The following is a 13,673-nucleotide window of genomic DNA, read 5'->3' on the forward strand; positions in this document are numbered from 1 at the left end:
AAAAAATGCGTCTTGCAATCATTGCAACCACCATATTACTTTTGAGCGGTTGTGTTAGTAGCCCGCTACAAGAAACAGTTGAAATTCAACAAAATACTATCGATGACTTGAGCTCTCGTCTAGAAAAATTAGAAGGTAAACTAGATATACAACAACAAAAGATTGATGGACTAGAAAAAGAACTTAGTACCATGAAGTCAGGTCTACGCAAAGTGACACCTGGTTATTTGGAAGGAACGATCCAAGAAGGAAATTTCTAATGTGGAAAATTGTCCTTGTATGTGCTGTTGTTTTTTGTGCTTGTAACAATAAAACCCAGATAACACCAAACGACACTGACGACAACTTTTTACTTAAAGCCCGTGAGTCCTACAGCAAGAAACAATTTACCCAAAGCGCCTCTTTGTTTGTTAAAGCTCAAAAAGTCAAACAACAGTCAGAAATTAGTGAAGCACAACTAGGTGAGATCTTGTGCCTTGTTGCTGTTGATGGTGCCTTTCAAGAAAAAATAGATGCGTGGGATGTCGGCCGCCTCTATTATTGGAAAGGGTATTCTCTTGACCCCTTTGCCGAAATTCCGGCAAGTTATCAACAAAAGTTTCGCGATGTCGGTAATCACAAGCTGTTTCATGTTCTCGATTTGTTGTTAGAAACGGGTCACGACAAAAGTATCCAGTCTTTTTTACAAGTATATTCCCAATCCAACTTGCAAACTTTTATTGTGGCAAAAGCTTGGTATGCACTGGAAAATAACTCCTATGACGAAGCCAAAAGATTATTTTCACTCGTCAACGACGACAAACAACATCGTCTAATTCGTCAATCAGGCACTTTGCTTACCAAAGTTTTGCTAAAAAAACAAGTTACGTCCTCTGATTTAAAAGATATAATAAAAAACAAATATTTCTTTATCGCCAATAAGAAAATTGAACTTGAAGTAAATGAACAGTCTGTTGTTGGCAATATGCTTTTTCATTTTGGTGTAATGGCAAAACACTCTATTCCCATATGGGAACAAGGCAAAACTTTTATTGCACAAAATGCCAATGATATGTCCCAAGAAGCGCACGATGACTATTTGCAACTTTTTTCACTGGCAACAGCATGGAAATTGTTTACCAAAGGGGATCTAACGTCCGCCAAACAAAATTTTCAAAAAATTGTGGCGAACAAAAAAAAGCTATCGCGATACTGTGAGGCTCATCTTGGTCTAGCAGTCATTTTATGGATGGAAGAAGAAGATTACGAAGAAGTCCATTCTCATTTTACATGGCTAAACAAGTACTCTTATTGGCTTGGCGGTAAATCAATTTCACTATTTATTGAAAAACGCCGTCCACAAAAAGCATGGCAAAAAGTATTACAAAAAAATTCAGAGCATAAAGTCTATTTAGTTTTATTAGATACCTTATGCCGTTTAGGAGAAGGTCGATCTGCTTACGCTCTACTTGGTACTCTAATGAGCGACTTCGAGGATGCTGATCTTATCTCTTTATACGAAAAAGAAGATAAAAATATTCCTAAAGATGTATATGCAGAAAATAAAATTTGGGAAAAGATAGATTGAGATTTTTATGAACAAACTACAATATATATGTGCGACTTTTTTGTTTTTTTCACTATGTTTCGCGCAAGAAGAAATCGTTTATGCTGAAATGGAATTTCCACTTTCTTTTGTTGAGCAAATTAGACAATATACCTTCAATCCATTGGCGCGATTTCAAACACAAGTCGAAGGAAGAATCATTGAACTTACCACCGACCCGTTGGTTGACATCTACCAAGTGACCTCTGGGCAACAAGCATACCGTCCATGTTTGGCATCGTTCAGAACCGTCAAGCTCCGGGAACAAACGGTTTTGAGCTTTAACCTACAAAATGCCAATTTTAACGATGGACAACCGTTGGGCTTTGAAGATGTGTTGTTCTCTCTAGAATACAAAAAATTAAATCCCGATAGTTGGAAGGTCAACAATAACTTAGTCATTACCAAGCAAGGTAGTAATTCATTCAACGCCTTCTACGGTAATTCTGCCAATACAGCACCACTACCTGGAGAGTTTTATTTTCCTATCGTGGATAAGCGTTCTTACATCAAGAATGAGGAACCAAGTAAAGCGCGTGTTTCCAAGAGAAAACAGCAACACATTGGCTATGGTAGATACCACGTAGACCAAATACAAGAAAATCGTTTTATAAAAATGCGTCGTACAAAAGACCACCCTTACTACAAAAATTTACAATATCCTCCCAACCATCGTCCGATAGAATATATCAAAATGTTTTCATTTCCCAATGCGCGTATCACACGTAACGAGCAGTTCATTAACGGTAACGTACATCTTATCACTGAAACCTTACAGACAGATGTCAGCTATATAAACAATACTTTAGGTAAAAAAAATGTAAAAACGCTGCGCTACTCTGACGATTCTTTCAGTGGCTTTGTTCTGAATTGTGAACACCCATACCTTGTGCCTTCTGCTGTGAGGCGCGCGTTAAACTACATGGTACGCAAACGCCTAATGCTCAAAAAAGCTCTTTCTGGCGAAGGAGAAATTATCGCGGCACCTCTTCCACGACGCAATTTTTTTTACAACACTACCGTACGCCCTTACAAAGACGACAGTACAATAGCACTCAACTTACTTAAGTTATACCGCTATTGGGGCCTTGATGTTTACGAAGGTGATAAACGCGTAGTGGTTTACTCTGGTTCTGGCGAGCGTGTAAAAGAATTCCAAACGGGTGACATTATTCAGGAAGTCGAACGAGTATCGATCACAAATATCGCAGAACTTTTGCAAGAACTAGAAAAACGTAAAGAAGAAGAAATTGTTCGCGTAAAAGTCATCAATGGCAATCGTGTGTTTGTACGACGTATACAAAACAAACTAGGTGTTGATGTTGGTATATGGAAATCCGTAAATATAACAAGCAGTGGTCTTTTGGGCTTTCCCAAATTATCATTAATTGCGAATAACCCTCAAGGCAAGAATCAACTGGTAAAACAGATTTGCGGAGCTTTAAAGGAAGATCTAGCAAAGTTTGGTATGGAAATCACCATAGACTATCTTGTTCCTGACAGTTACTACCCTAGACTGCAAAAGGGAGACTTTGACATTGCCTTCCGTACGGTCAAACTGACGGGTACACCCAACTTAACCAGATTGTTTCAACATAAAAAGGGTCAGAAAAAGATAAAAAACGTTAACTATGGCCGTTATCATAATGCCACAATTAATAAAATAGCCAGTAGTACACGCGATGTTACCAATGTAAAAATTTTACAACAAGCATGGCGCAAGGCGTTTAGTATTTTGCATCACGACCCGCCGTACATTTGTTTATGGAGTCGCAATCACATTATCATGCATGACCCGAAACTAAAAGTATTGTCCCCTGGACCAGAATACAAAGTACCTCACGGCTACACGCAAATAAATGGTCTCATCAATATTTTTAACGAAGTGCATTTGTGGGCGGTGTCTGATCGCTAGGACTTTGGTATTTGGGGCCCTCCAGCGGCAAAAGCCGCTGGAGAGGGCACTAAGTACTAGCATCTTTCACAACACCTATTTTTTATCCATACTTTCCAGTATTTCTTTTTCTTCTTTCTCTAACTCATTCCACATTTTCCGCGAACGACGATAATTCAATAAATCCAGTAGAAATCCTAATGAGAAATACACTCCAATGCCAATATAATGGATCGGTACACCGTCAATAAGGCAACTAAACTTGCTTCCTCCAAATTGCGAAATGGGAATAAAACTCCAAAAAAAGCACATACTGGGAGATAAGTATTGAAAATTTAAAATACTTGCGTGAAAGCCACCGTATACTTCCATAGAAAACAATGAATATAAAGGTAGGAGTATAGTTAAAAACAATAGCATACAAAATAACACCGCACGGCGAAACCCTATTTGCCGGATGCGAAACGATAAAAACGATGCGAGCATAGAAAAAAAGTACACGAAACTAACCACCACAAAAGCAGAAATAATGGGATACTCCATATAACCGCTTGCTTCATAATTTCTCCAGAATACAGTATTGTTTACACCAAACTTCTCGATAAGAAGCCACGTAGCTAAGAGATATATTGCGGTCCACCCAAAACACATCAACGTAACGAATCGCGCTCCGCGATAAGAGCCAGGACCGAGAAGACCTAGAAAAAACTTTGATGCAAATACGCGACGAATGCGACCGGCTTTTAAATGTTCGCTCAAACGCTTCATCACAAATCGTTCCGGAACGGGATTTTCTCCGGCAAAACCGAGACTTCCTATAAGACCAAAAATACCCGCAATCGCCAAACAAAAACCACCGACCATCATGATCATTTCATAGTCTAATTGCTGAATCCCTATAAACATATAAATCGAATTAATATAATAGGTAAGAAAAATAGCAAGTATTCCACTCCCCACGCAAGTAAAGTAGACCTTGAGAGACGTTGATCGATTATTTGCGTAGGTGCGCAATGAATTTTTTGCCACGAGGTACGGTGCAAATATTAGAGATAGAAAAACAAACACTGGTACGATATAAACGGTGAGAAACACATTGAGACTTCCGTAACCACCGATCGCGATAAAAAAGCGCGCCAGTTCCGAGTCGTGCAGGTAGTCATACAGTAAGAAAAATAGCATCGGAGAAATAAAACTATTGATGATAATCACCACGATATAACTCGCGATAATGGCCCGGGTAATTGTTTTATACACACTCGAAATAGAGAGGCACAACATGACAATTAGTGCGGCATAGGCAAATAAAATTGCATAGGTAATCATAATAAGTGCAGGAGTGATCCCACCAAACAAAAATGCCATCATCACAATCGGCAGCGACGAAATTAAAAACATCGCCGAATGCGTATACGCCGAAAGAAATTTCCCCCACACGATATCTCCCGAAGAAAGATTCGCGGTAACAAGTAAATCATAGGTTTTACCTTCTTTTTCCGAAATAATGGCCGTACAACTAAACGCTGGAAAGACAAGGCCGATGATCACATACTGCATGATGCTAAAAATCATAAATAGGTTCTTACCGATTTGGGCCGTGGGCATGCGCTCAATAGACATAAAAAAGAATCCCAACAGCATCGCACTTACCATAAGTAAAACAGAAATGTTAAATGTGTATAGAAAACGTTTGGTACGCAAGTAAGATCTCAAACCCAATAAGTGAATGGGATTTATGTATCTGTCAAAAAATTCCATTAGCTAACCTCTCCTTGAGTTACTCTCATAAATATGTCCTCTAAATTGCTTTGCGAAGATGTTACCTCCGTCACTGGAATATCTGCGTTGACTAATTGTTTTAGAACCAAATACATTTTATCTATTTCCTCGTTATACTCCATAAGAATACTATCGTTTTCCACGCGTGCATTTACCACATTTTCGGTTTGCTGCACAATACCTAGCGCTGACTCTATTTGTTCCTTGTCATGTATTCTGATACGTAGATCAATATGGTTTTGCGTACTAGATAATCGCGAAATCGTTTGTAGATCACCACTTACCACCAAACGTCCTTTTTCGACAATCGCCACCGAGTCTACGATATCAGACAACTCTGTAAGGATATGGCTGGAAATGAAAACGGTTTTTTTCATGTTGCGCAATTCTTTTAACAGCGAGCGAAATTCAATTCGCGCTCTAGGATCTAAACCTGCTGCTGGTTCGTCGAGAATAAGCACCTTCGGATTGTGTAACAATGTTTTTGCTAGACACAACCTTTGCTTCATCCCCTTCGATAAAGAAGAGACCAGCTTCGTTTGTAATTTTTTCAAATCCGTCAGTTCCATACAGCCATCAATCGTACTTTGGCGCGTTTTGGCAGGTATGCGGTAAGCGCGCGCGAAAAAGTCTAAAAACTCATGGATTGTCACGTTGTCATATGTACCGAAATAATCCGGCATATATCCCATTACCTGTCGTACTTTTTCAGGGTCTGTATACACACAGTGACCATCTATGCGCGCTACACCACTATCGGGTTGTAGTAATGTCGCTAACATTTTAATCGTCGTCGTTTTGCCAGCACCGTTAGGGCCGATAAATCCAAATATTTCTCCTGCAGGCACTTCAAAAGATAAATGGTCAACAGCAAGAAAACTACCGAAAATCTTTGTTAAGTCTTTCAATAAAATCATATTAGTTTTCCCTAGTTAGCGGTGTAATTAAAATTTGTAAATTTTCGTTAAAGTTTACACGCGGACTGGTTTGTGTCGGTGTGAAATCCTTGTCGATAAATGTCATGATGAAATCTCTTTTGGTATAGGAAATATAACGCTGTATTTCAGAGGAAATTACTTTTGCGAAGTGCGAAGGCACTCCTTGTTTTTCCCAAAAAATTTGGCTATCTCCATAACGCTTGAGAGAATAGTCAGGTTTTGCCTGAAAGGTAAAAGAGGAATTTTCCTCCGCAGACAATGTATACACATACCGCGTTGTTCCTTCGACGTAGTAAGCTTTTTTTATTTTTACCTGTAAATTGTTTTGAACAGAGAGACGATTTTTGCGTCTTTCTACAGTAAGAGAGTTGTGATCAAAAACGCTGTCTACACGAAAAAATCGTGTTTCCCATAAATTGATCGGATAGTCTTTGATAAAAATACCGTTGTCTTGCCGGTATTGTATATGTTCATCTCTGCGATCAAATAATTTGGTAACGGTTGCCCCTTCACTACCTGCGATGTCGTAAAGGCTTTTTGCCCCAGAAGAAACCGATAAGTATTCTTTTGCATAACATCTGTTATCCTCTAAGGAATAGTAAAAAGAAATCTTTTTGCCAATATTAGAGACACCTTTGGAAAAAAAGCCATAAAACAAAACGACAAAAGAAAATAATATCGCGATGGCGGGTATAGTGAATATCAAATAAATTGTCCGGTTTCTTTTGCGTAAAAAGGAGAAATTGAAAGGACCAATGACCAGTACATAGATGAGCATCAATGTGATGATGAGAGTCAAAATCGGAGCGCGCTCTTTGGTAAAATCAGCGCGATTGATGTAGTCCCCCTCGTCATCTTTGAAAAACACTGTGGAGTTTTGTGCGTTTTGTCGCGGAGAAAAACAATTTAACCAGAAACCACGCTCTTTGTTTGCTTGTGCATAATTCTTTACGTCACCACCGATATAAGTGATTTTTCCATAGCCGTAGTCGAGAGTCCACAACAAATCGTCGACGACCGCACTTTGTTTCGGGTGTTTAAACGCATATTGTGACTTACCAAAAGAGAATTTTTGCAGTTCTTCTGAAGACCGCGATTCTGTGGAGATTTCCGCGACCGAAAATAAATTTTGCATAAAAGTATTTTTCGATAAGAACAAATGGCTACCACAACTCACAATAACATGGCCTCCCATCTTGAGCCAGTCGAAAAGAGCTGTGGCACGCGGGTCAGACATCGACTTTATGTCTAAAAAAGGACGATCGCTATTGATAATAAGAGCGTCAACGTTGCGGTACTCTAACCAATGTGTGGGTAAATCGTGGGGTTGTATTTTCTCCATCTCAACACCGTTGCGATACCCTTTCAAATCATCTTGGATACGTGGTTGCAACAAAGAGCCGTCGAGATAATTCTTCGGAGAAACATAGAGAATTCGAAAGGTGTCGTATCTTTGGCTAGGAGAAAAAGAGGCGCGAATCACCTCTTTGCCATCAAAAAATACCGAAAATTTTATTTCGTCTACACGACGTTTTGTATGGCCATATAGGCGAAAGGAACGTTTACTACTTGGCAAAAGTTCCATATCTTGTGAAATGGTCCATTCTTGACCATAATCTGTCGAATGAACACGCAGTGAGATTTTCTTTTTTTTCCAAGAAGCATCGGTAACAAATACACCGGAAACCGTCATGTATTCCATGGCGTGCGAAGAGAAATTGCCAATGGCTCTTAACTTTTCTATTTTTAACTTACTCTTCGTTTTAACCAATGTATCGTAAAGCACTGTCTGCCCATAACAGCAACAAAGTAAAAATAATAATAGTAGTGGTCGTCTCATGAAAACTTTCCCAAAAAAATGACAGTAAACATAAAGAGTATTGCATTCTAAACAGCTAGAAATTATAATCAAAAATCCATCGACTTCTAACTTTATTTTAGAAAGGCAACAGATGATTCGAAAATTTATTGTATGCGTTTTTGCCATCTTTAGCTTAAACATGTATGCAAATGATGGCATTATCAATGGTCGCGACGATGTTGAGTTCGCAAAAGCTCTAGCGCGCAGCGGGTACTATGAACTTGCTGAAGATGTTAGACAGCTCATTCAACAAAAAGGTTCCCGACAACAACGCAAAGAAACAGAGCTTTTAAGATGTCTGTTCATCAAAGAAAAAGCACAGCGCCAATCTGATCCGCAAAAAAAGAAAAGCGCTTACAGTGAAGCTATAGAGTGTTACGAAAGTCGCCTCGGTTCTGTTGGCGGAATTGAAAATGCAAAGCTAAAATTAGAGCTGGCAGACCTTATGGTAACACAGGCACAAGAAATTATTGAAGAAAGTCGTCAAAAGAACGAAAAAATTTCCGGAGTCGACGAAATCCTTTCCGGAGCGGAAAAGCGCTTTCGCGATGTCAAAGGTCAATATGATGACGCTGGCGTCAACGTAGAGGCCAAGAATACCAGTGTACGCGAAAAAGCCAATCTTCGCTATCACTCGTGGTACGGACTGTGTCGCGTATACTATTTCCAAGGACTTGCTGGTCAAAAGGGTAGATTGGAGATGTGTAGTAGTGAACTAGAAGACTACATGACCGACTACGAGGGACTCATCGGTTCGTACTTTGCCATGCTCCTAAACGGTCTAGTTCTACACGAAAAAGGCTCCTATGGTGATGCGATTATATTCTACGACGGCGTATTGCGCCCGCTAATGAATGTCAATCACCCCAAAGCCATCGAACTCAGTCTACAAGCATGCTACTATCAATTGCAAACCTACAACAAATGGAAAAGATTTTCCAGATCCATTCAACTCGCCACTGACTTTGAAAAACACATGGCGAGCAAACTCAACGTCAAGCTCAAACGTGAAAACTACGGACAAGCGTTGAAGTTGGAATTAGGTAAGGCATATGTAGGACAAGGGGAATACAGCAAAGCACTAGAAATCGCCGAAGAAATCGCCAGTTTACAAACCTATTGGGGATTTGTGGCGCGAAGACTACTTCTCGAGTGGGGGAAACTAGACCCTACCGCACTACAAAATGCGAAAAACGCCCACCTCGTCGCCAGTGGTTTATCCAGCAAAGAGCAATACCACGAAGCGATCTTGGCCTATCTAAAAGTGGTGAAATACTCCAAAAGCAAAGAAGACATTGCCAAATACGGCATCGACGCTTGGGAAAAAATGGGACAGCTTTATTGGCACCTCGGGCTATACCAAGAATCGGCAATGTGCTATGAAAAATGCGCCATGGATAGAAAATATGGGCTAAAGAAAGTTGTCGAAAAGAAGGTCAAAGGCAAAGTGGTGCAACAAAAAATTAGCATCCGCGCCAAGTCTGCATACTGGGGATATCGAGGTTACAAAGAAGCCTACAAGCAAACCAAAGACAAGTATCTTCAGAAAAAATCCAACAAAATGCGCGACTACTTGGTCAAAAAATTCAGTAACTCTCCGTATGCGAAGAACCTTTCGTACAGTTCTGCGGATGATCTAGAACGTATCGCGTCGAGCACCAAAGACTATGTGAAGTCTGCCAAGGCATACGAAAAAGCGGCAAAAGCCTATCGTAAAGTTTCTCCACAGGCTGATGCTTTCGAACGCGCTTTAGTAAACGTGGGAAAATGCTACTACAATGCCGCGAAGAAATACGAGCAAAAGGCCAAAACTTCAAGTAAAAAGCCTGGCTCATTCCGCATGAATAAAACTTCCGCGGATTTATACAAACGAGCGGTCAAAGAGTTTCTTGGCTATCAAAAATATACAAAGAGCAATCGTCTTTCCGACATTGATCTAGAGAAAAAGTCACGGCGTAAAGAAGCGACAGCCGAGTCATTTTATTTCCTTGGTCGTTCTTATTTGCGTATCAATGAAGTCAATCGCGGAAGTAAGTACTTAGAACGTTTGTGCAAAGAATTCCCGGAACAATCCGACATGCTCGCACAATCAACATATCTGTTGGTAAAGTCGAACATCAATGCCGGCAACCTGAAAAAAGCCGAAGGTTTTATCAAGCGTACCGAAGATATTTATGGTGCCGAAGGGGGAACTTCAGGTAGTGCAATTTTCCGTGCCGCAGCGTACAATTTGGCGGGTAGGAAGTACTATAATTTGGCCATAGATGCCGATAACAAGTACGAAGCACTTAAGAAGCAAGATACACCTGATGCCAAAGCCCTAAAACAAGCCATGGCAAAACGCGTTCAGTACTACACAAAAAGTTCCGACTATCTGAACAAGTGGTATTTGTATCGCAACAATCTATCGATCAATTCTCTGGATTGGATTGCCAGTACCCAAGTAATTACCGCTAAACTCCTAAAAGAAAGCGGAAAAAACGAAGAGTCTGGTAAAATGTTTGGTAGCGCCTTGAAACTGTTCCGCAAGTGTTTGTCACTGAATAACAATCCACAAAAGGAAAAAGAATTACAAGAAAAGACCGCCGAATGCGCGATAGAAACCGGAAACTGGGAACAAGCTATTTACGTGTTCTATCCTATCTTCGACAACGACCGCGAAGCTCGCAAAAAAGCAGGCGATGATCAACCAGAAGACGCACTATATCTAGACTATTTGTCACGTATTCTCGCTGGTTTGTCACAACAAGTATCTTACAAAGATACCGATAAATTACACAATTTCTTACAAACATACCTGAGCAAAGAACTACAGAGCGATATTGCCAAGCACAAACCACAAGAAGCTGCTGACACGGTTTTCTACAATGAATATCTTCGCGCTTTGGAAATTATCGCCAAAGTCGAAAGTTCCGCAATCAGTGACGGCGAGCGTCAAGAATTTGCCAATGAGTTCAAGAGCAAAAAAAGTGAACTAAGTCAAATGACCGAAGAGGAACAATTGGACCGTGGTATCAAGACACTACAGGTCGTATATCGCGACAAAGCCATTCAGGCAATTAATACAAAACTTCCACAAAACGCCAAAGGTGCGCCAGGAGATGCGGGAGCGCGTATTAAAAATATGTGTTTGTACTTAGCATATGATTACACCTCGAAACTTCTAGATCGCTTATCTCCCTATCAAAATCCGCAAGTTCGTTTTGGTAACTATGATAATCCGCAATGGTGGGAAACAAAGTATCGTCAGCTACTTATTCTAAGTCTGCGCGGAGAAGGAGAGAGAGTAAAAGGTTTAATCAAAGCCTTACGTCTCAACCAACGCAAGATGGGTGGACCTGTCTATCAGAAGAAATTCCAAGAATTGTCAGAACGCTAGACAGAAGAATTATCTGTTGCCGTTATTTTACTTAGAAGAAATGGTACGAGTGGAAACGTTTTTGAACTACCTATTACTTCGACATCTCTGAAAACAGGAAACTTCATTAGCGTGTCATCCCTGACTTGATCAGGGATCCAGGTGTTTACAAGTCGACTTCGTGTTGTGGATTCCTGCTTTCGCAGGAATGACACTTCGAGGTTCAAGATCCATCGGATGACACCACTCGCAATTTCAAAACTGACGACTGCGAAAGGAGGGGGAGATCATAAATTTTGTATCTCTCACAGAACTATGAGAAAACTAAGATATCTTGTCTTTGTGTGTGTAGTAACCGCTTGCGCGTTTGCCGACACGATTTACTTTAAAAACGGTACCTCACGTAGCGATGTACGTGTGCTAAGTGAAAGCAATACCAAAGTGTCCTATGAACTACGCAATCGTAGTATCTCTGTCAAAACAGAAACTGTAGATTTCATTGAACACAGCGACGGTCCTCAAGAACTTGTCGCCGGTAAAGGTGCCATTAACAAGGGCGACTACGAGGGTGCAGTTGCACTGCTAAATAGCGCAGCAGAAGTAGCGAGCATGCCACCAGCAGCCGGCCCGTGGTTTGAGGTTTACAATAACTACTTTTTGGGCAAAGCTTACCAAAGTTGGGCGGACAGTGATCCACAGCAATCAGATTTATACAAAACCGCCATCAAGCACTACGAAACTGCTGCAAAACCAGGTAGTCGCTATCTGTACGAATGTTACTTTGGCATAGCTCAAAGCTATTTAAACTTAAAAAATTACAGCAAAGCAAGCACTTACTTAACAAAGTTAGAGTCAGATGCTGGTAGCAACAATTCCGACTACTGGAAAATCCAAGCAATGTTGTGGCAAGGTCATAAGTCTGCCGAACAAAAGAGCTTCACCACTGCCATCAGTAAGTACCAACGTGCGCAAACTCTGGCAGGGAAAAAAGAATTAAACACTTTAAGTCGCGAAGCTGGTGTGGCCATAGGAAACTGCTACATTCAAGACAACAAATTTTCCCAGGCAAAGAGCCACTTTGAAACCATGAGAGGTTCTGCGGATGGTGACGTTGAAATCATCGCTGCTGCGGAAAACGGTTTAGCCATGAGCCTTCTACAAGAAGGAAAGGTAGCCGACGCAAGACGTAGAGCACTCAATGTAATACTGAAGTATTTTGCCGCAGAAGAAGAACGCGCCCAAGCATTATACATAGCGGGTTTATGCTACGAAAAGGCGACAAAAGAAAAACGACACTTAAAAAGAGCCCAGGCATGTTATCAATTTTTAACCAAAGGTTACCCTGGTAATCCCTGGACGATAAAAGCGCTGCGCAGATTACAAAAAATTGCGCGTCAAGAATAAAATCATTGCAGTGTTATTACAGTACTGATACAATAAGTAAAAATATTTATTTGAACTTTTTGGTAATTCTGCAAATCACTGCAGAAAGTTAATTTAATATAGAAAGGCAGTCATGAGTAGCAAAAAACTGCTGTGGACAACAATCTTATTGATAATGTCTCTATTTTGTGCAAGTTCACTTTTAATAGCACAAGACGATGCGGGTATCGAAGGTGAATTCCAAGACGATTATACCTTGTGGGGTCTCATAAAAGTTTCTGGTCCTATCGGATGGCTAATTATATTGTTATCTGTTGCTACCCTAGCTCTCGCAATTGAGCACTTAGTATCTCTACGACGCGACAAGCTAATTCCTCCCGATCTTCTACAAGAAATCGAAGACTTATTCGAAGAAGAAGCTTACGAAGAGGTAATGGAAACATGTGCTGCTGAACCAGGTTATTTTACAAATGTGATTGGTGCGGCATTGCCAAGAGTTAACTCTGGTTACGATTCAATGATGGAAGCTGTACATAGCATTAGTGAAGAAGAATCTGTAAAACTACAACAAAAAATTTCATGGATGCAATTGATTTCAGCTGTAGCTCCGATGCTTGGGCTATTGGGTACAGTAACTGGTATGATCGGGGCATTTAGCCAAATCGCGACCATGTCAGGCGCACCAAAACCGAAAGACCTTGCGAAAGGTATCTATCAGGCGTTAGTTACTACCTGTCTGGGACTTATTGTGGCAATTCCAGCGATCGCTTGCTATTTCTATTTCCGTAATAAAGTAGTTCGTATCAGCATGGAAATCAACGGTATATCTGAGGAATTGTTGGAACGTTTCAGGCAAGACGCTTAAAATGAAAAGG

At 40.5% G+C, this 13,673-nt stretch carries 9 protein-coding genes; 6 read left to right on the forward strand and 3 right to left on the reverse strand.

All coding sequences use genetic code 11. The annotated features are described in order from the left end of the window. Window positions 1-5: 5 nt before the first annotated feature. From UABAM_RS09965 to UABAM_RS09975, 3 genes are read left to right on the forward strand one after another with little or no spacing between them, the layout of a single operon-like run. Window positions 6-260: a hypothetical protein gene (locus UABAM_RS09965; protein WP_151967855.1), complete on the forward strand. Its 255-nt coding sequence runs from the start codon at window positions 6-8 to the stop codon at window positions 258-260. Then, entirely contained in the window at window positions 260-1,567 is a 1,308-nt protein-coding gene (locus UABAM_RS09970) for a hypothetical protein (protein ID WP_151967856.1), read from the forward strand. Before UABAM_RS09965 ends, UABAM_RS09970 begins: the two co-directional genes overlap by 1 nt. Window positions 1,568-1,574: 7 nt before the next feature. Then, the gene (locus UABAM_RS09975) at window positions 1,575-3,500 is read left to right on the forward strand and encodes an ABC transporter substrate-binding protein (protein WP_151967857.1); all 1,926 of its coding nucleotides are present in this window, start codon (window positions 1,575-1,577) and stop codon (window positions 3,498-3,500) included. Window positions 3,501-3,575: 75 nt separating this feature from the next. Here the strand turns inward: UABAM_RS09975 and UABAM_RS09980 are convergent, their stop codons facing one another. From UABAM_RS09980 to UABAM_RS09990, 3 genes are read right to left on the reverse strand one after another with little or no spacing between them, the layout of a single operon-like run. Next, window positions 3,576-5,237: an ABC transporter permease gene (locus UABAM_RS09980; protein ID WP_151967858.1), complete on the reverse strand. Its 1,662-nt coding sequence runs from the start codon at window positions 5,235-5,237 to the stop codon at window positions 3,576-3,578. Next, a complete protein-coding gene (locus UABAM_RS09985; RefSeq protein ID WP_151967859.1) occupies window positions 5,237-6,175 on the reverse strand; it encodes an ABC transporter ATP-binding protein in 939 nt (312 codons plus the stop codon). The genes UABAM_RS09980 and UABAM_RS09985 overlap by 1 nt, the downstream gene beginning before the upstream one ends. A 1-nt stretch (window position 6,176) precedes the next feature. Continuing rightward, window positions 6,177-8,036, reverse strand: coding sequence for a hypothetical protein (locus UABAM_RS09990; RefSeq protein WP_151967860.1), 1,860 nt, complete (start codon window positions 8,034-8,036; stop codon window positions 6,177-6,179). Between the two features lie 112 nt (window positions 8,037-8,148). On the opposite strand from UABAM_RS09990, the gene UABAM_RS09995 reads away from it, so the two are divergent. The 3 genes from UABAM_RS09995 (at window position 8,149) to UABAM_RS10005 (ending at window position 13,663) form a co-directional block, all read left to right on the forward strand. Further along, window positions 8,149-11,436: a hypothetical protein gene (locus UABAM_RS09995; protein ID WP_151967861.1), complete on the forward strand. Its 3,288-nt coding sequence runs from the start codon at window positions 8,149-8,151 to the stop codon at window positions 11,434-11,436. Window positions 11,437-11,730: 294 nt separating this feature from the next. Continuing rightward, the gene (locus UABAM_RS10000; protein WP_173013233.1) at window positions 11,731-12,819 is read left to right on the forward strand and encodes a tetratricopeptide repeat protein; all 1,089 of its coding nucleotides are present in this window, start codon (window positions 11,731-11,733) and stop codon (window positions 12,817-12,819) included. A gap of 112 nt (window positions 12,820-12,931) precedes the next feature. After that, window positions 12,932-13,663 carry a MotA/TolQ/ExbB proton channel family protein gene (locus UABAM_RS10005; RefSeq protein WP_151967863.1) on the forward strand — a complete coding sequence of 244 codons (732 nt, stop codon included), beginning with the start codon at window positions 12,932-12,934 and terminating at the stop codon, window positions 13,661-13,663. The last annotated feature ends 10 nt before the right edge of the window (window positions 13,664-13,673 follow it).

The sequence above is a fragment of the Candidatus Uabimicrobium amorphum genome (assembly GCF_009002475.1).
GTDB lineage: Bacteria > Planctomycetota > Uabimicrobiia > Uabimicrobiales > Uabimicrobiaceae > Uabimicrobium > Uabimicrobium amorphum.